This is a genomic window from Microbacterium sp. P26 (assembly GCF_023712585.1).
GTDB classification, from domain to species: Bacteria; Actinomycetota; Actinomycetes; order Actinomycetales; family Microbacteriaceae; genus Microbacterium; species Microbacterium algihabitans_A.
In genome coordinates this window covers 114,404-131,163 of sequence record NZ_JAMAXZ010000008.1, presented here as the reverse complement: position 1 = coordinate 131,163, position 16,760 = coordinate 114,404, and the positions used below count along the sequence as shown (strand labels likewise).

21 protein-coding genes are annotated in these 16,760 nt (G+C 70.3%); 3 read left to right on the top strand and 18 right to left on the bottom strand.

Annotation, left to right across the window (positions count from 1 at the left end; translation table 11 throughout):
• The first annotated feature begins 31 nt into the window (after positions 1-31).
• The gene (locus M3667_RS14995) at positions 32-736 is read left to right on the top strand and encodes an SGNH/GDSL hydrolase family protein (RefSeq protein ID WP_251509193.1); all 705 of its coding nucleotides are present in this window, start codon (positions 32-34) and stop codon (positions 734-736) included.
• Here the strand turns inward: M3667_RS14995 and M3667_RS14990 are convergent.
• The 6 genes from M3667_RS14990 to M3667_RS14965 form a co-directional block, all read right to left on the bottom strand.
• Positions 731-1,366, bottom strand: a complete 636-nt coding sequence (locus M3667_RS14990; RefSeq protein ID WP_251509191.1) for a Pr6Pr family membrane protein — start codon at positions 1,364-1,366, stop codon at positions 731-733. The two genes, M3667_RS14995 and M3667_RS14990, sit on opposite strands and share 6 nt — an antisense overlap.
• A 27-nt stretch (positions 1,367-1,393) precedes the next feature.
• Positions 1,394-1,831, bottom strand: a complete 438-nt coding sequence (locus tag M3667_RS14985) for a BLUF domain-containing protein (protein ID WP_251509189.1) — start codon at positions 1,829-1,831, stop codon at positions 1,394-1,396.
• On the bottom strand, positions 1,828-2,112 hold the full coding sequence (locus M3667_RS14980) for a hypothetical protein (RefSeq protein WP_251509187.1): 285 nt from the start codon (positions 2,110-2,112) through the stop codon (positions 1,828-1,830). Before M3667_RS14980 ends, M3667_RS14985 begins: the two co-directional genes overlap by 4 nt.
• Positions 2,113-2,233: 121 nt before the next feature.
• Positions 2,234-2,623, bottom strand: coding sequence for an ester cyclase (locus M3667_RS14975; protein ID WP_251509185.1), 390 nt, complete (start codon positions 2,621-2,623; stop codon positions 2,234-2,236).
• Between the two features lie 89 nt (positions 2,624-2,712).
• Positions 2,713-4,014, bottom strand: coding sequence for an MFS transporter (locus tag M3667_RS14970; protein ID WP_251509183.1), 1,302 nt, complete (start codon positions 4,012-4,014; stop codon positions 2,713-2,715).
• Between the two features lie 58 nt (positions 4,015-4,072).
• The gene (locus tag M3667_RS14965) at positions 4,073-4,876 is read right to left on the bottom strand and encodes an SDR family oxidoreductase (protein ID WP_251509181.1); all 804 of its coding nucleotides are present in this window, start codon (positions 4,874-4,876) and stop codon (positions 4,073-4,075) included.
• A gap of 81 nt (positions 4,877-4,957) precedes the next feature.
• On the opposite strand from M3667_RS14965, the gene M3667_RS14960 reads away from it, so the two are divergent.
• Positions 4,958-5,647 (top strand): GntR family transcriptional regulator, encoded by a 690-nt coding sequence (locus M3667_RS14960; RefSeq protein ID WP_251509179.1) that lies wholly within the window; start codon positions 4,958-4,960, stop codon positions 5,645-5,647.
• A 9-nt stretch (positions 5,648-5,656) separates the two neighbouring features.
• Here the strand turns inward: M3667_RS14960 and M3667_RS14955 are convergent, their stop codons facing one another.
• On the bottom strand, positions 5,657-6,391 hold the full coding sequence (locus M3667_RS14955) for an SDR family NAD(P)-dependent oxidoreductase (RefSeq protein WP_251509177.1): 735 nt from the start codon (positions 6,389-6,391) through the stop codon (positions 5,657-5,659).
• Between the two features lie 98 nt (positions 6,392-6,489).
• On the opposite strand from M3667_RS14955, the gene M3667_RS14950 reads away from it, so the two are divergent.
• Positions 6,490-7,344 carry an MBL fold metallo-hydrolase gene (locus M3667_RS14950; protein WP_251509175.1) on the top strand — a complete coding sequence of 285 codons (855 nt, stop codon included), beginning with the start codon at positions 6,490-6,492 and terminating at the stop codon, positions 7,342-7,344.
• 12 nt (positions 7,345-7,356) lie between these two features.
• On the opposite strand, the gene M3667_RS14945 is transcribed toward M3667_RS14950, so the two are convergent.
• The 11 genes from M3667_RS14945 to pcaH form a co-directional block, all read right to left on the bottom strand.
• Positions 7,357-8,508, bottom strand: a complete 1,152-nt coding sequence (locus tag M3667_RS14945) for a serine hydrolase (protein ID WP_251509173.1) — start codon at positions 8,506-8,508, stop codon at positions 7,357-7,359.
• A gap of 60 nt (positions 8,509-8,568) precedes the next feature.
• Positions 8,569-9,444, bottom strand: coding sequence for an NAD(P)-dependent oxidoreductase (locus M3667_RS14940; RefSeq protein WP_251509171.1), 876 nt, complete (start codon positions 9,442-9,444; stop codon positions 8,569-8,571).
• Entirely contained in the window at positions 9,437-9,826 is a 390-nt protein-coding gene (gene pcaC, locus M3667_RS14935; protein ID WP_251509168.1) for a 4-carboxymuconolactone decarboxylase, read from the bottom strand. Before pcaC (M3667_RS14935) ends, M3667_RS14940 begins: the two co-directional genes overlap by 8 nt.
• A 401-nt stretch (positions 9,827-10,227) precedes the next feature.
• On the bottom strand, positions 10,228-11,394 hold the full coding sequence (locus tag M3667_RS14930) for a thiolase family protein (RefSeq protein ID WP_251509165.1): 1,167 nt from the start codon (positions 11,392-11,394) through the stop codon (positions 10,228-10,230).
• A 3-nt stretch (positions 11,395-11,397) separates the two neighbouring features.
• Positions 11,398-12,036 carry a 3-oxoacid CoA-transferase subunit B gene (locus M3667_RS14925; RefSeq protein WP_251509162.1) on the bottom strand — a complete coding sequence of 213 codons (639 nt, stop codon included), beginning with the start codon at positions 12,034-12,036 and terminating at the stop codon, positions 11,398-11,400.
• Entirely contained in the window at positions 12,033-12,776 is a 744-nt protein-coding gene (locus M3667_RS14920; RefSeq protein ID WP_251509159.1) for a 3-oxoacid CoA-transferase subunit A, read from the bottom strand. Before M3667_RS14920 ends, M3667_RS14925 begins: the two co-directional genes overlap by 4 nt.
• On the bottom strand, positions 12,773-13,189 hold the full coding sequence (gene pcaC, locus M3667_RS14915; protein ID WP_251509156.1) for a 4-carboxymuconolactone decarboxylase: 417 nt from the start codon (positions 13,187-13,189) through the stop codon (positions 12,773-12,775). The genes M3667_RS14920 and pcaC (M3667_RS14915) overlap by 4 nt, the downstream gene beginning before the upstream one ends.
• Complete coding sequence (locus M3667_RS14910) at positions 13,189-13,977, bottom strand: alpha/beta fold hydrolase (RefSeq protein WP_251509153.1); 789 nt, start codon at positions 13,975-13,977, stop codon at positions 13,189-13,191. Before M3667_RS14910 ends, pcaC (M3667_RS14915) begins: the two co-directional genes overlap by 1 nt.
• Positions 13,974-15,344, bottom strand: coding sequence for a lyase family protein (locus M3667_RS14905; protein ID WP_251509150.1), 1,371 nt, complete (start codon positions 15,342-15,344; stop codon positions 13,974-13,976). Before M3667_RS14905 ends, M3667_RS14910 begins: the two co-directional genes overlap by 4 nt.
• A complete protein-coding gene (gene pcaG / locus M3667_RS14900) occupies positions 15,334-15,891 on the bottom strand; it encodes a protocatechuate 3,4-dioxygenase subunit alpha (RefSeq protein WP_251509147.1) in 558 nt (185 codons plus the stop codon). Before pcaG ends, M3667_RS14905 begins: the two co-directional genes overlap by 11 nt.
• Entirely contained in the window at positions 15,888-16,700 is an 813-nt protein-coding gene (gene pcaH / locus M3667_RS14895) for a protocatechuate 3,4-dioxygenase subunit beta (RefSeq protein ID WP_251509144.1), read from the bottom strand. Before pcaH ends, pcaG begins: the two co-directional genes overlap by 4 nt.
• Positions 16,701-16,760: the final 60 nt, after the last annotated feature.

The following is a 16,760-nucleotide window of genomic DNA, read 5'->3' as shown; positions in this document are numbered from 1 at the left end:
CGCGTCCCGCGGCGCCGACGAGAATGGGCACATGCGCACCAGACTCCTGGGGATCGCCGCCGTCACGGCATCCGTCATGCTCGGTCTGGTCGCGTGCGCGCCCGCCTCACCCTCCGCGGAGGTGACGTCGTCTTCGGCCCCCGCCGATGGTCCGGTCGTGTCGTTCTACGGCGACTCGTACACCCGCGGCACGGGAGCCAGTTCGTCGGACCGGCGGTGGTCGACGGTCATCTCCGTCGACCGCGGCTGGCGCGAGATCAACCGCAGCGAGAACGGCCTGGGTTTCGTCAACCGTCGCGCCGGCATGCGCGACGGGCTCGGCGACATCCCCGCGCTCGTGATCGCCGATCGCCCCGACATCGTGTTCGTCACGATGGGCCTGAACGACAACTTCAGCTACGACGATCGCGCCGACGAGATCCGATCGACCATCGACAGCGACCTGCAGCGGCTGCGCGACGGCCTGCCCGCGGCGCGCATCGTCGTGGTCGAGCCGTTCTGGTACATCGCCGACCGGCCGGCCTCGGTCGACGTCATCTCGGGGTGGGTCGAAGACGCCGCCGCACGTATCGGGGCCGACCACATCGACGGGGCCAGTCGATGGCTCGACGGTCATTACGCCGACGATTTCGACAGCTGGATGGCCCCCGACGGCCTGCACCCGAACGACACCGGGTACGCGCACATGGCGGAGCGGATGGATGCCGCGCTCCGCGCCCTCGATCCGCCGCTATGACGACAGCGGTCGCGACGATCCACGTCGTCCGAGCGCCCAGACGCCCACCGCGGCGAGGAGCAGGAGCGTCAGGATGCCGACCACGTGCAGGGCGAGCGACGCGAGGCCGCGCTCGGGCAGGAGGAAGCCGTAGGGAACCCACCCGTCGGTGGCCCCTCGCGCGAGGACGACGGCGATCCACGCAAGCGGGTAGGGCAGAACCCACCACAGCTGTCGCCACGCGAGCCGGGGCCGATCGGGAGCCGTCGCGACGTCGACCACGACGAGCACGGGGAACACGACGTGCAGCGTGACGCTCACCCACGGGGGCGCCGAGCCCGTGCCCGGCACGAGCCCGTTGTAGACGACAGCGACGACGACGAGGCACGCGGCGCCGATCGCCCAGGCCAGCGCGACGACTCGCGGAACCGAGCGCCCCGCTAATCCGATACACCCCACCAGCATCAGCACAAGAGCCGTCAGCGTGCTCGTCTGATTGGTGAAGTAGCCGAAGAAGTCGAAGGGATTGCCGTCATCGGCGGCGATGCGCAGCGCATACGAGTACGTCACCACGACGACGACGAGAACGCCCACCACGATCCGAGCCAGGGCACGCGGGCGTGCACCGCTTCGGCTGCTGTCGAGTTTCACCCCGCGACGATAACGCGAGAGAGAAGCTCAGGCCTCTTCGGTCGTCCGCGCTCGGAACCACACCGTCAGTTCGCGCACGGCGCGAATCGCGTCGTCTTCGTCGTCGGACTCGAGGTCGTCGAACGTGTCGCGGAAGCCCTCGGGCGCCGGGGTGGAGGGCACCCCGATCGGCTCGTAGCCCATCGTCCATTCCGAGAAGCGGCGCTCGTCGATCTCTTCGGACAGCAGCACCCGCACCTCGGCGTGCCGCGGGTCGCGACGGATCTTCGTCATGAGCTCGTCCACGGCATCCGTCGGCCCTTCCAGCACCTGGAAGAAGCGCCCCCGGCGATACAGCAGCATGCCGGTCAGGTCGTGCTCGTGGTTCGAGCGTCGGCTCTGCGTGAGCAACTCGGCCAGGCGGGCGTCGTCGAAGGGCTCGGCCGCCGTGCTGACGTACGAAACGGAAATCAGCGATTCGCTCACGCGGTACCCCCGCCGTCGATCGATCGGGGGGCGGGCACGCGCACCTCGGAGAGGGTGATCTCGGCGTCTTGGGGAGGTTGACCGTTGGTGACGGCGGCCATGGCGGCGGTGAGAGCGCGGAAGCTGCCGACGAGACGGGAGCGCCCGTCGTAGGCGAGGAAGGCGCCGCTGGGCTGACGATCGATGTAGCCGAGGAAGACGCCCTTGCGGCTACCGACGTGGAAACCCTCTTCGACACGAGCCCACACGACTCCGGCGCCGGGGCGGTCTGGAGACTCCATGGTCACCGCTCCTTTCGCCCGAGGATGGAAACCGGGCACGAGTGACCGTACCCGGGACCGCCGACACCGAGCGGGCCTTGACAGATCGCTCACCGGACCCCCGTCACACTGTGCTGATCGCTCAGGAGATGGCGGCTCGAAGTTGGTCGGCGTCGTCCGTGCCGGTCGCCTCGACGATCAGGCCGCGCTCGACGCGGTACATCGCGAACGACGCGATGTTGACCCGCCGACGCGTGGCCGACAGGTGCGCAAAGGTGCCCGTGTGCGTCCCGCCCGCGCGAAGGTGCACGGCGAGGCGGTCGTCTTCGACGATCAGCTGGATGCGCTTGGCCTGCCAGTCGGGAAACCCGTGCAGCAGCTCGGCGTAGTCGGCGATCCAGGCCTCTGCCCCGGCGGGGAGGTGCGCACGGCGTACGGCGGGGTGGAGGAACCCCCTAACGGCCTCGATGTCGTGACGGTTGTAGGCGTCGAGGAAGTCCGCGAACCACTCGCGCATCTCCCAGGGCTCCACCTCTTCATTATCGAGGCGGATGCCGCGGCGGGGGCAACGACCGAGGGACGGGAAGGGCCTGGGCCCGACCCGCCCCTCGTCCGCGCGCGTTACTGCACGCGGATCCGACGGCTCGCCAGGACGGCGCCGATGCCGATTACGGCCAGCAGCGAGACGAGACCGGTGAGCAGGTACGTCCCGCCCCCGGCTGCGCTGACGAGGCCTGTGGCGATCAGCGGCGCGAAGCCGGCGGCGATTGTGGCCGCGAGTTGATAGGAGACACCGACGCCGGTGAAGCGGTTGCGCACCGGGAAGAGATCGGCCATGTACGCCGCCAGAGGACCGGTGATCATCGCGTTGCCGATCGGCTGCAGGATGATGAACGCCACCAGTACCGCGCCGAGGTTCGGCTGCGACAGCAGAGCGAATGCGACCCACACGAGCAGGCCCGTGACCACGAAGCCGACAATCATCATCCTCACGCGTCCGAATCGGTCTGACAGCACAGCGAAGAACAACGTGGCGAAGATGGTGAGGGCGTTGCTTACCGTCAGCATCCAGAGTGCAGGGCCCTGCTCGTTGCCGTGGCCGATGGCAAACTGCAGGCCGAACGTCGAAGTCACCGACTGCAGGAAGAACGGCGAAAGCGCCGTGAGCACGACCAGCAGAACGCTCATGCCGTTCTGCGAGAATGTCGAGATGAGGGGGACCCGCGTCGTCTCGTTTGATCGATCGGCCGCTGCGAACTCCGGCGACTCCTTCACTCCGAGGCGTACGAGGATTGCGACGATGACCAGGATGGCCGACGCCAGGAAGGGGATCCGCCACCCCCATGCCAGCAGGACGTCCTGCGGCATGAGCGAAACGAGCGCGAAGGTGAGGGTGGCGAGCACGGCACCGCTCGGGCCGCCGCTCTGGACGATCGCGCCGGCGAACCCGCGCTTCTTAGCTTGTGCGTGCTCGATCGACATCAGACTCGCGCCGGCCCACTCGCCACCGACCGCGAAGCCCTGAACGACGCGGAGGGTGACGAGCAGCACGGCGGCGAATCCGCCGATGACGGCGGATCCGGGGACGAGTCCGATGCCGATCGACGCGATACCCATGATGATCATCGTCACGACGAGCATCTGGCGTCGCCCGAGGCGATCGCCGAAGTGTCCGAAGACGATCGCCCCGATCGGGCGGGCGACGTACCCAGCCGCCAGCGTGACGTACGACAGCACCACGCCGAGCGCCGGATCGATCCCGGAGAAGAACACCGCGGGAAAGACGATGGCGGATGCCGTGGAGTAGATGACGAAGTCGTAGAACTCCAGAGTCGCGCCGAGGTAACTGCCGAGCGCTGCGCGACGGGCGTCCCGGGGGTTCTTCTCAACGTCCGGGTGGACGGCTGCGGGTGCAGTGGACATGGCTCTCCTTCGAGCGGATGAGGGTGTGGTCGTCAGCGATGGGGTGGAGACCGACGGGTCAGGCGGAAGAGAAAGAAGCGAGGATCCGCTTGGCTCGCTCGCTCGCGCGGAAACCGAGGGCGGGATGGGTGACGATGAAGAGCTGCCCGGCATCGGCACCCTCCAGAATGCGGGCGGCGGCCTCGTCGGGCTCGATCATGTGCGCGACGATGGGACCGGAGAGCTCCACGTCGGCCAGACCGGAAGGTCCCGTGTCGCCGCGGTGGCGTGCGCTGGTGCTGATGCGCGTGCGCGTGGGACCCGCCAGGACGGCGGACACCGTCACCGCATCGGGCTGCCCCTCCATCTCGGCGGACAGCACCTCGGTCAGCGCGAGCACCCCGGCCTTGGCGGTGGCATACGCACCGAGACCCACGAGCGGCGCCACAGCCGACATCGAGCACGTGTTCACGATCCGTCCGCCTGCGGCGCTGCGGCGCAACGCGGGGAGGAAAGATGTCACGCCGTTGATGACGCCGTACAGATTGACTCCGAGCATCCACGCCCAGTCGTCTCGCGTCATCTCGTCGACTCGGCCATGGGAGCCCACTCCCGCGTTGTTGAAGAGGTCGTCGACCCCGCCGTATTCGGCGAGGGTGAAGGCGGCGAGGGCGTCGACCTGGTCGGGATCCGCGACATCGCACGCGAAAGCCCGTCCGCCGATTTCGCGCGCGACGGTCGCGGCCGCGTCGGGGTCGATGTCGGAGACGACGACGCGATGCCCCCGTTCTGCGAGCGCCGTGGCGAGCGCGGCGCCGATCCCGGACGCGGCACCGGTGACGACCGATATCCGCGAGGGGTGGGTGTGATCTTGACGGGCCACAGTGCCTCCAAGCTGTCTGACAGACTGATAGTAGGTGAGCTACCTATCGGGCGCAAGAGGCGGGGCCGTATGCTGACTCGCATGGAACTGGCCCACGGCGCATCGATGGCCGTCACGCGGCATCCCACCATCCGCGATCAGATCGCGAACTCCCTTCGTCGAGCCATCGCCGACCTCGAACTCAAGCCCGGGCAGCTGCTCATCGAGCGGGAGTTGACAGAGCGCACGGGGGCGAGCCGCCCGTCGGTGCGTGAGGCCCTGCGTCAGCTCGAGGCGGAGGGCTTGATCGAGTCGCGTAACGGTCGCGGGACGTACGTGCGCGTCCTCAGCCTCAGTGAGGCCCGCGACGTGTACGAGGTCCGCGCTCAGCTCGAGGGCCTCGCCGCGCGGCTGTTCTGCGGCCGCGCCGACGATGCCACGCGGAGCCGCCTGGCGCTCGCCCTCGAGGCCCTTCGCGAGGCGACAAGGGTGAAGAACGATCAGCGCGCGATTCTCGAGGCACAGGCGGATTTCTATCGGGCCTTGTTCGACGGCGCCGGCAACCCCGTCCTGGACCGCACCATTCAAGGACTCCAGGTTCGCGTCGCGCAGCTGCGCGCTCTCACCCTGAGCGTCCCAGGCCGCGACCAGGCCTCTCTCGCCGAGTTCGAACGACTGCACCGCGCCATCGAATCCGGCGACGAGGCCGCGGCCGAGAGCGAGGCGGCTGCGCACGTGCACGCCGCCGCTGACGCCATGGCCTCCGCCCACGGCCTTCTGCCCACCGATTGAGTCGGAGGATCAGAGACCGCCGTCGACGCGGAGGAGGTGCCCGGTGATGAACCGGGCGTCGTCTCCCACGAGGAAGGCGACAGCACCCGCGATGTCGTCCGGCGTGCCCAGGCGCCGCAGCGCCGCCATCGACCGCCGTACTTCGTACCCCTCGTCGTCGACGACCTCACGCGCTCCCGGTGTGGGCACCGCGCCGGGCACGACCGCGTTGACCCGAATTCCGTCCGGACCGAGCTCGCGCGAAGCCTGGAGCGTCAGGCTCGTCACCGCTCCTTTGACCGCTGAGTAGGCGGAACTCCCATCGAACCCCCGCGTCGCGGCCGGTGACGACATGTTGACGATCGAGCCCCCGCCTTGCCGGCGGAAGTGCGGGAAGACCGCCTGCGTGAGCCAGAGCGCGGCCTTCACCCCGATCGCGAACATGCCGTCGATGACCTCCTCCGTCATCTCGTCGAGGGGGGCGTAACGCACCCACATGGCGTTGTTGACGACGGCGTCCACTCTCCCGTGCCGTGCGACGACGTCGTCGACGAGCGCGAAGACCGCGGAGCGGTCCGTCACATCCGCGCGCGCCGCGTGGAGGCGGGCGGCGCCCGCCGCGTGCACCAGCCGCTCGACGCCATCACCGTCGCGGTCGACGGCGATGACCGTCCAGCCATCGTCGGCGAGACGCCGTGCGATCGCCTCGCCGATGCCGCGACCGGCTCCCGTCACGATGACGACGCGGTTCCGTCCTTCATGCATTTCCTGTCCTCTCATCCGCGACCTGGAGCTTGGGTCGCCTCTCACGCCGCAATACCCCGGCTGTCTGATAGCCGGATAGGTGGCACTACACTGCCACCATGGCGTACCCGGTTGCTTCGCCCCTCGGCCCCGAGGCCGCTGTCCGCCTGTGCAGCGTCGGCACGGAAACCTGGGAGGTCCTCGCCGTGCGCCAGGGGACGCTGTCCACCCGCCGCTCCCACGTCTTCTTGAACCACGATGTCTACGGCGATCCGGATGCCGAGATCGTGATGGCGTACTCCTTCTGGGTCCTGCGCAACGACCGCACCGTGATCCTCGTCGACACGGGCATGTCCGAGTTCGGCGCCCGATCCCGCGGACGGGGGTTCGACCGGTCCACGGCCGACGCTCTGGCCGACCTCGGTATCGAGCCGGATCACGTCGCGCTCGTGATCCTCTCGCACGCTCACTACGACCACATCGGTGGCCTTTCCCAGCTTCCGGGCCGTCCGGTGACGATGTCCGAGGACGAGTACGCGTTCTGGCGTACCCCGAACTCTCGACGCGCGTTGTTGCGCAGCGTCGTCGACGAGGCCGACCTCCGTCACCTCGATTCGGTCGCCGAGGCGGGCCGGCTGACGCTCACGACGGGGGTACGCGAGGTGGCGCCGGGAGTCGTCGTCGTGCCCGCCCCGGGCCACACCCCGGGCGAGATCGCCGTGCTCGTCAAGACGGGGTCGGGCATCGTCGCCCTCGCCTGCGACGCCGCTCACCTCGACGAAGAGCTCGACCGCGACCTGCCCTTCCGGCATCAGACGGACCTTCTGTCGATGTACGAGAGTCTCGATCTGCTGCGGACGATCCGAGCCCATGCCGCCGTGGTCGAGGTCGTCACCGGTCACGACCCGAGCGTGCAGGCGCGACACGCGTCGCTGCCCGGACTCGGACACGTGAGCGTCATCGCCCGGCACTGACGGAGGCGGCGCTCACACGACGGCAGCGGCGACGATGTCGGACAGCCGCTGATAGCGCGCGATGTTGTCCGACTGGGTGAGGAGCCCGGCACTCAGGCCCACGAACGAGAGGTCCGACTCCGGATCGACCCACACCAGCCCCGTGCCCGCTCCGTAGTTGCCGAACGTCGACGCACTGGTCAGCGTGCCGAGCTGCGTCGTGTAGATCCCGTGCCCACGCACGTTGAAACCGAGACCGAGATTCGCGGGAGGCACCGCATCTCCGTTGCGCAGGGCCACGGAACGGTAGAGCTCGTTCGCCATGTCGCCCGTCCACACGGTCCGGGCGAGCTCGATCATCCTCGGCGAGAGGATCCGTCCGCCGTCCGCAGCCCCGCCCCTTCGCAGCATCTCCATGAACCGCTGAAGGTCACCCGTCGTCGACGCCGATCCCGCCCACACGGCTTCGTTTCGCTCGGCGGTGTAGAGGCCGTAGTCCCCCGGGCTCGTTCGAGACCGGGAGGTGATCGGCAGCACCCCGCGCATCTCCGGCACCGCGTGACGATCGCGCATGTGCGGAAGGATGCCGAGGTTGGTGTCGCTCATGCCGAGCGGCTCCCACAGATCCTCACGGAGGATCCGGCCGATGGGCCGACCCGCCGGATCCGTGCGACGAAGGACCTCCCCCAGAAGCACGTGACCGGCCATCGGCGCGTAGTCGCAGCGCGTGCCGGGTTCGACCACGCCGTGGACGTTCGCCACGACGGCGGCCACCGATTCGTCGAGTTCTTCCAACAGCAGACCCGGGACCGGCTCCCAGACGCCCGGCATGCCCGTCGTATGGGTGAGGAAATGGAAGATCGTCGCCCGTTCCCGCGGACGGCCGGCGAACTCGGGGACGATGTCGACCAGAGGTGTCGTCAGAGCGAAGCGCCCGAGCTCGATGGCCCGCAGCACCAGCACGTTCACGAAGGCCTTGGTGATCGAGAAGACGCTGAACACCGTGTCGGTTCGGATCGCCTGCGTCCGCGCCTCATCGGCGTGGCCCACGGCCAGGTCGAGGACCGTCTCGCCCCTCCGCGCGATCTTGATGGCGGCGCCGAAATAGCGGCCCGCTTCCACATCGGCGCGCACCACGCGCTCCAGGTGGCTGAGACGCTCGGCATCCATCAGCGAATCCATCATGGTCACTCCTCTTCGAGTCGGTGCGTGCGGTCGGATGCCGGAAGGCGACCCGAGCCGCGATCAGTGATCGGAGTCCGCGGCCGCGTCGCGCAGCCACCGGACGATCTCGGTGTGATCCGCGTCGGCGGGGAGATCCTCCCGCGCGTCCGCCCAGCGGGCCACCGCCGCATCGCCGAGCTCGAGCGGCATTCCGAGGCGGTGTCCGAGGTCGCTTGCGATGCGCATGTCCTTCAGCATCAGGGCGAGGCTGAATCCGGAATCGTACGTCCCGGGGAGCACGAAGTCCGGCCACTTCTTCTGCGTGGAGCCGCTGCGACCACTCGAGGTGTTGATGGCCTCCAACATGGTCGCGGCGTCGAGGCCGAACCGCTCGCCGACGAGGATCGCCTCGGACGTCGCCCACAGATGCGTCGCCGAGAGCAGATTGTTCAACGCCTTCACGGCGTGACCGGCACCGACCGGGCCGACATGGCGAACCGTCCCCAGGGCTTCGACGACGCTCGTCGCCCGGGCGACGGTGTCTTCCGCACCGCCGAGCATGATCGTCAGCGTGCCGGCGACGGCGCCCGACACTCCCCCCGACACGGGCGCGTCGACGAGAGCGACGCCCTGCTCCGCGAGTCGGCGCGAGACCTCCTGCGTTCGCAGGGGCGCCGACGACGACATGTCGATGACGAGGGCCCCGGTAGGCAGAGCCGCGGCGACGCCATCCTCGAACAGCACCGACTCGACGACCGTCGAGTCGGGCAGCATCAGCACGGTGACGGCCGAGGCCGCAGCGGCGGCGCTGCCGACGGCTTCCCCACCGGCATCCGAAAGGGCCGCGCGAGCGGCGTCGACGGGGTCGTACCCGCGCACTCGATGTCCGGCGGCCACGAGGCGAGCGGCCATGGGCACGCCCATCTTGCCGAGACCGATGAAGCCGACGTCACTCATCGTGGGCGCGCAGTTCGCTCAGCGTGGCCTCGGCGATACGGAACGACTCCAAGGCCGCGGGCACTCCGCAGTAGATCGCGGCCTGCATGAGAACTTCTTGGATCTCCTGGTCGGTCACACCGTTCGCCACTGCGCCGCGCACGTGCACGGAGAGTTCGTGCCCCCTGTTGAGAGCGGTGAGCATCGCGAGGTTGATCAGGCTGCGCGTGCGGTCGTCGAGGCCGTCCCGCGTCCAGATCGCGCCCCAGCAGTACTCCGTGACGAGCTCCTGCATCGGTCGCGTGAACTCGCTCGCGGCCGCGAGAGAGCGCTCAACATGCTGCTCACCGAGGACCTTCTTGCGCTTCGCCAGTCCGGCCTCGTACAGATCGTTCGTCGCCATGAGAACTCCGTTGCTCGTATAGCTGTCAGACAGCTAGACACTAGCCCAGGTCCTCGTCCGCCACAAGCCATCAGACGGTTCTCCCCATCGGACGGGTGCACCCCGCGACGAGGACCGCGTACCCCCGAGCGCGACGACGCGAAGCACGGTGTTCCGAATACTCACGAGCCGGCGCGTCGACGCCGATGGGTGCCCGAGCGTCCGCACGGGGCCGCCTCCGGGTCTTCCTCCGAATGACACAGCTGTAGTTTCGAAGATCCTGCCGTTCTCAGAGTTATCCCCAGGTCGCCTGCACAGGGAACAGCGGGTTCCCCACAGTTCTCCCCAGAGTTATCCACAGGCTCTGCACGGCATCCTCGTACGGACGTTTCCCGCCGATGAAGCCGCCCGGCACCCGCCGATCAGCGCTCGAGCACCACCGCGAGGCCTTGCCCCACGCCGATGCAGATCGCCGCGACCGCGACGCCCCCGCCGCGGCGCTTCAGCTCGTGGGCCGCGCGCGCGACGATGCGCCCGCCCGACGCGCCGAGGGGGTGGCCGATCGCGATCGCTCCGCCGTTCTCGTTGAGACGGGCGGGGTCGAGCTCGGTCCACAGCTTCGCGCACGCGAGGGTCTGCGACGCGAACGCCTCGTTGAGCTCGACGAAGGTCACGTCGGCCCACGTCTTGCCGGCGCGCGCGAGCGCGCGGTTCGCCGCCTCGACGGGGGCGACGCCGAACACGTCGGGGTCGTTGCCGAACGCGGCCCGGCCGGCGATGCGGGCCAAGGGCTCGGCATCCATCGCCCCCTCCGCCCCCAGCAGCACCGCCGAGGCGCCGTCGTTGATGGGCGAGGAGTTGCCCGCGGTGACCGACCCACCCTGCCGGAAGGCCGGGCGCAGCCCCGCGAGCACCTCGGCGGTGGAATCGTCGCGGATGCCTTCGTCGCGAGCCAGCGCGTGACCCTCGACCTGCACGATCTCGTCGTCGAAGCGTCCCTCGGCCCACGCGGCCGCGGCGAGACGGTGGCTGCGCGCGGCGAACGCGTCTTGCTCCTCGCGCGAAATGTCGTAGATCTCGGCGAGCTTCTCGGCGCTCTCGCCGTTCGAGATCGTCCAGTCCGTGCGCAGGCGCGGGTTGGTCATGCGCCAGCCGATCGAGGTGTTCCACATCGTCTGGTTGGCGGCGGGGAAGGACCGCGGGCTCTTCTCGATCACGAACGGGGCGCGCGTCATCGACTCGACTCCGCCCGCGAGGATCACGTCGGCATCGCCCGCCTCGATCGCGCGCGAGCCCTGGATCACGGCATCCAGCGACGATCCGCACAGGCGGTTGATGGTCGTGCCGGGTACCGACGAGGGAAAGCCCGCGAGCAGCGCGCCGAAGCGCGCGACGTTGCGGTTGTCTTCGCCGGCCTGGTTCGCGTCGCCGAAGATGACGTCTTCGATGCGCGCGGGGTCGAGGCCGGTGCGGTCGATGACGGATGCCATGACGGTGGCGGCCAGATCGTCGGGGCGCACGTCGGCGAAGGCCTTGGCGTGCCGGGCGAAGGGGGTGCGGACGGCGTCGTACACGAACGAAGCGGGCATGGCTCAGGCCTCCAGTTTCAGACCGAGAAGCGCCTCGATCTCGGCGTGGGTGTTGTCGCCGAACAGTTCGCGCACGCGGAAGCCGTCGGGCGTGACGTCGAAGACGCCGTGGTCGGTGTAGACCCGCGACACGCAGCCCACCCCGGTCAGCGGGTAGCTGCAGGCGGCGACGAGCTTGGGCTCGCCGCCCTTGGTGAGCAGGTCGGTCATGACGTAGACGTCCTTCGCGCCGATCGCGAGGTCCATCGCCCCACCCACGGCCGGGATCGCACCGGGCTCGCCGGTCGACCAGTTGGCGAGGTCGCCGCCGGCCGACACCTGGAACGCGCCCAGCACGCACACGTCGAGGTGGCCGCCGCGCATCATGGCGAACGAGTCGGCGTGGTGGAAGTACGCGGCTCCCGCCAGCGCGGTGACCGGCTGCTTGCCCGCGTTGATGAGGTCGGGGTCGACCTGGCCGGGCTCGGGGGCGGGGCCCATGCCGAGCATGCCGTTCTCGGTGTGCAGCACGATCTCGAGCCCCGCGGGCAGGTAGTCGGCGACGAGGGTCGGCGCCCCGATGCCGAGGTTCACGACGGCGCCCTCGGGGATGTCGGATGCCACGCGGGCGGCGAGATCGCGGCGCGAGATGCGGGTGGTCATGCTTCCTCCTCGGATGCCAGGGCCCGGCCCTCGATGTCGACGCCGCCGACGAACTCCCCGTCGCGGAGCCATCGGCGCTCGCCGACGGCGACGACGCGATCGACGTAGAGGCCCGGGGTGACGACCGCTTCGGGGTCGAGCCAGCCCAGCGGCACGATCTCGTCGACCTGCACGACGGTGGTCGTGGCGGCCGCGGCCATGATGGGCCCGAAGTTGCGGGCGGTCTCGCGATAGACGAGGTTGCCCCAGCGGTCGGCGGCGCGGGCGCTCACGAGCGCGACATCGGCATGGATCGGGTATTCGAGCACGTAGTCACGGCCGTCGATGCGCCGCGTCTCTTTACCCTCGGCGAGCTGGGTGCCGAAGCCGGTGGGGGTGAAGAACCCGCCGATGCCGGCGCCCGCCGCGCGGATGCGCTCGGCGAGGTTGCCCTGCGGCACGAGTTCGAGTTCGACCTTGCCGTCGCGGTACAGGCCGTCGAACACCCACGAGTCGCTCTGGCGCGGGAACGAGCAGATCATCTTGCGCACCTGACCGGCGGCGAGCAGGGCCGCGAGCCCGGTGTCGCCGTTGCCGGCGTTGTTGTTGACGACGGTGAGGTCGCGGGCCCCGTGCGCGATGAGCGCGTCGATCAGTTCGACGGGCTGCCCGGCGCGGCCGAAGCCGCCGATCATCACGGTGGCCCCGTCGCTGATCCCGGCGACGGCGGCCGCGACGTCGGGAACGGTCTTGTCGATCACGGCGCATTCCCCTCGTTCGTCTCCGACGGAGCCGGTTCGGGCGTTGCGAAGACCTCCGAGGCGATACGGAAGGCCGAGTTGGCCGCCGGCACGCCGGAGTAGATCGCCGACTGCAGGATGACCTCGCGGATCTCCTCGACGCTCAGCCCGTTGCGCAGCGCCGCGCGCAGGTGCATCGCGAGCTCCTCGTGGTGGCCGTGCGCGATGAGCGAGCTCAGCACCGCGATCGAGCGTGAACGGCGGTTGAGGCCGGGCCGCGACCACACGTCTCCCCACGCGACGCGCGTGATGAAGTCCTGCCAGTCGGCGGTGAGGTCGGTGGTCGCGGCGATCGAGCGGTCGACGTGCGCGTCGCTCAGCACGGCGCGGCGCACGGTCATGCCCTGGTCGTGGCGTTCCTGATCGGTGGGCATCAGACGTCCTTTCGAAAAGGGGAGGTCGTCGAGACGGAGGCGAAGAACGACCGCAGCAGAGCCGCCACGGCCTCGGGCTGTTCGGCCGGGGGCAGGTGGCCCGCGTCGTCGATGCGGGCGACGCTCCCGCGCTGCACGCCCTCGGCGATCTCGACGGCCTTGGGCTCGGGGGCGACCTGGTCGAACGCTCCCCACGCGGCGAGCACCGGCACCGCGATCTCGCCCAGCGTCGCGCGCACGTCGTACGCGGCGAGCGCCTCGCAGCAGCGGGCGTAGCTGTCGTCGTCGGCGTCCTGCAGCGCGTGCAGCAGGCGGCCGCTCAGCTCGGGGCGGCGCGCCATCGACTCGGGCGCGAACCAGCGTTGGGCAGACGCGACGATGAGGCTCGAGGTGCTCTGCGACCGCGCCTGGGCGGCCCGCTCGTGCCATGACGAGGGATCGCCGAGGACGGCTCCGGATGCCACGATGGCGGCGCCCCGCAGCCGGGTGCCATGGCGCCGCGCGAGCTCGAGGCCGGTCGCCCCGCCGAGGGAGACCCCGGCGTAGAGGAACGTGTCATCGGGGACCGCGGCGGCCACGGCATCCGCGAGATCCGCGACCGTGAACGCCTCGCTCGCGATCGGCCCGGCTCCGTGCCCGGGAAGGTCCCACGCGGCGACGCGGTAGTCGTCGGCGAGCAGGGGCACGACGTCGTCCCACAGCATGGTCGAGGTGCCGAGCGAGGGCCCCAGCACGACGAGGGGCGCGTCGGCGGGGCCGACCGGCGCGGTCAGCGAGATGAGGCTCATGCGTCGGCTCCTTCATCGTGCGCGGTGCCTCCGCCGACGTGGCGGGTGCCGCGGGCGAGGCGGGGGGCGAGGCCGACGTAGGCGGCCGGATCGAGCATCGCGTCGACGTCGAGGTCGGCCGCCTCCGGCAGCGCCCGCAGACGCGGGGCGAGGTCGTCGTCGCCGTCGAGCAGGGCGGCGAAGCGCTCGGCGCCGATGAGGGGCACGAGCACGCCGCGCAGGCGCTCGCTGACGAGGCGCCCGCCGGTCAGAACGGCGTTGGCGTCGGCTGCGGCCGCGTCGACCCGCAGGTGCGCCAGCAGCGACGACCCGTGCGCCGAGGCGCCGACCGCGAGGCGAAGGAGCTCGCGCAGCGTCGGCCATTCGGCGTGCCAGGCGCCGTCGGGGCGCTCGTCGACCGCGAGGGCCGAGGCCAGGTGCAGGGTCGCGCCCAGTTGGGGCGCGCGCAGGGCGGCCGAGCGGATGAGCACCGCCTCGGCGGGGTTCTGCTTCTGGGGCATGGCCGACGATCCGCCGCCCACGCCCTCCGACACCTCGCCGATCTCGGTGCGGCTGAGGGTCGCGACGTCGGCGGCCATCTTGCCGAGCGCGTCGATCGCCTGCACGAGGGCGTCCCCGATCTCGGTCACGGGCCAGCGCGTCACGTGCCAGGGGGCGTCGGGGGCGTCGAGCTCGAGCACCCGTGCGAAGGCCGCGGGCAGGGCGTCGGCGGCATCCGCCGATCCGGTGATCTCGACGAACGAGGCGAGCGTGCCGCCCGCCCCCGCGAGCTGCGCGGGGAAAACCAGGGCGTCCAGTCGCACGACGGCCCGCTCGAGTCCGCGCGCCCAGGTCGCGGCGCGCGCCCCGATCGTGGTGGGCACGGCGTGCTGGGTGAGGGTGCGCGCTGCGGCGACCTGGTCGGCGTGCGCGGTGGCGAGCTGTCGCGCCCAGACGGCCGCGTTCGCGACCGAGCGGCGCGTCTGCTCGACCGCGCGGCGGGCGACCACCATGAGTGCGGTGTCGAGGACGTCCTGACTCGTCGCCCCGCGGTGGATCCACCCGCGGTGCTCGGCCGGCACCTGGGCCGTGAGCGCACCGACGAGCGGGATCACCGGGTTTCCCCCGGCGACGGCGTCGCGCACCAGGCCGTCGACGTCGAACCCCCGCGCGGACGCGCCGCCCTTCTCGTCGATCCCGAAGACGTGGTCGATCTCCGCGCGCGCCTCACGTGGGGCGGCCCCCACCGCGACGTAGGCCGCGACCAGGGCGCACTCGACACGGATCATCGTGGTCAGCACGAACTCATCGGACAGCAGGGCGTCGTGCCCGACGCTCACCGGCGAGAGCAGCCCGAGGTCGATGCGCGGCAGGGGTTCAGAAGGCAAGGAACACCGTCTCGTTCTCGCCCTGCAACCGGATGTCGTGCGACAGGTACCCGTCGGGCGTCCGGGTCGCGACGAGGCTAGCGCGCTCCTGCGACGTCAGAGCGGACAGCAGCGGGTCGGCGGCGAGAGCGTCGTCGTCGGCCGGCGAGTAGATGCGCGTGTGCAGCTTGTCAGGCAGTCCCCGCGCGAACAAGATCGCGGCGAAGAACCCCGCCCGACCCCGGATGCCGCCCGGCTCGCGCGTCCAGAACGAGTAGCGCCCCTCGTCGTCGGTGAAGGCGCGGCCGAACCCGGTGAAGGTGTGGTCGTCACGGCGGAACGCGCCGCGCGCGCGGGGCGCGGAGCCGTCGGCATCCGCCCCGAAGATCTCCACGAGGGCGTCGGGGATCGGCGCTCCCGCCCCGTCGTACACCGTGCCCGAGAGCACGATCGCGCCGGGCGAGTGCGGGAAGACGACCTCGTGCTGCTTCGGGAACTCGAGGCCGTAGGCGAAAAACGGCCCGACCGTCTGGCCGGGGGTGGCGCGGTGCGTCCTGGCGGGGATCACTCGTCGCCCTCCTGCTCGAAGTAGGTCGCGTCCGGCCCGTCGACCACGATGTCGAAGCGATATCCCGTCGCCCACTCGGGCGAGGTGAGGTCGTGGTCGTAGACGCCGACGAGGGCGTCTCGGTCCTTCTGGCGGTGGATGGAGTTGTAGATCGGGTCGAGGGCGAACAGCGGGTCGCCCGGGAAGTACATCTGCGTCACCAGACGCTGCGTGAACGACGACCCGAAGACCGAGAAGTGGATGTGCGCCGGACGCCATGCGTTGCGATGGTTCTTCCACGGGTACGGGCCGGGCTTGATGGTCGTGAAGCGGTACTCGCCGTTGTCGTTCGTGACCGCGCGGCCGGCCCCCGTGAAGTTCGGGTCGAGGGGCGCGGGGTGCTGGTCGCGCTGGTGGATGTAACGGCCGGCCGAGTTCGCCTGCCAGATCTCGATGAGCTGGTTCGCCACCGGGCGCCCCCACGAATCGAGCAGCCGCCCCTGCACCGTCATGCGCTCGCCCAGCGGCTCCCCCGCGTGCTGCAGGGTGAGGTCCGACTCGATGGCCGCGACGTCGCGCTGTCCGAACGCGGGCGAGAACAGCTCGATGGTCTCGGGGTCGACGAGCTTCGGATTCTTGGTCGGATGCCGCAGCACGCTCGACCGATAGGCCGGAAAGTCGTGCGCGGTCGCGGCGACGCGCTCGCCCGCGGCATCGAGGGCGTCGAGCTGGGCGTGGCGGGCCTGGATCTCGCGGACGATCTCGTCCTGCGTCGCCTGGTCGGGAGCGGCCAGCAGCGATTCGGGGGCCGCGGCGGGGGCGTTCGTCATGGGGTCTCCTTCGACCCCTCCATGCTCCGCCACCGCCCCACGTCGTGGCCAGGCGTTCCC

Bases quoted from the DNA above. Each gene is read 5' to 3' on its own strand.
- M3667_RS14945 (WP_251509173.1), bottom strand. From the start codon at position 8,508: ATGATGGATTCGCTGATGGATGCCGAGCGTCTCAGCCACCTGGAGCGC.
- M3667_RS14955 (WP_251509177.1), bottom strand. From the start codon at position 6,391: ATGCATGAAGGACGGAACCGCGTCGTCATCGTGACGGGAGCCGGTCGC.
- M3667_RS14970 (WP_251509183.1), bottom strand. From the start codon at position 4,014: ATGTCCACTGCACCCGCAGCCGTCCACCCGGACGTTGAGAAGAACCCC.
- M3667_RS14940 (WP_251509171.1), bottom strand. From the start codon at position 9,444: ATGAGTGACGTCGGCTTCATCGGTCTCGGCAAGATGGGCGTGCCCATG.
- M3667_RS14995 (WP_251509193.1), top strand. From the start codon at position 32: ATGCGCACCAGACTCCTGGGGATCGCCGCCGTCACGGCATCCGTCATG.
- M3667_RS14950 (WP_251509175.1), top strand. From the start codon at position 6,490: ATGGCGTACCCGGTTGCTTCGCCCCTCGGCCCCGAGGCCGCTGTCCGC.
- M3667_RS14980 (WP_251509187.1), bottom strand. From the start codon at position 2,112: ATGGAGTCTCCAGACCGCCCCGGCGCCGGAGTCGTGTGGGCTCGTGTC.
- M3667_RS14960 (WP_251509179.1), top strand. From the start codon at position 4,958: ATGGAACTGGCCCACGGCGCATCGATGGCCGTCACGCGGCATCCCACC.
- pcaC (WP_251509168.1), bottom strand. From the start codon at position 9,826: ATGGCGACGAACGATCTGTACGAGGCCGGACTGGCGAAGCGCAAGAAG.
- M3667_RS14930 (WP_251509165.1), bottom strand. From the start codon at position 11,394: ATGCCCGCTTCGTTCGTGTACGACGCCGTCCGCACCCCCTTCGCCCGG.
- pcaH (WP_251509144.1), bottom strand. From the start codon at position 16,700: ATGACGAACGCCCCCGCCGCGGCCCCCGAATCGCTGCTGGCCGCTCCC.
- pcaC (WP_251509156.1), bottom strand. From the start codon at position 13,189: ATGCCCACCGATCAGGAACGCCACGACCAGGGCATGACCGTGCGCCGC.
- M3667_RS14910 (WP_251509153.1), bottom strand. From the start codon at position 13,977: ATGAGCCTCATCTCGCTGACCGCGCCGGTCGGCCCCGCCGACGCGCCC.
- M3667_RS14925 (WP_251509162.1), bottom strand. From the start codon at position 12,036: ATGACCACCCGCATCTCGCGCCGCGATCTCGCCGCCCGCGTGGCATCC.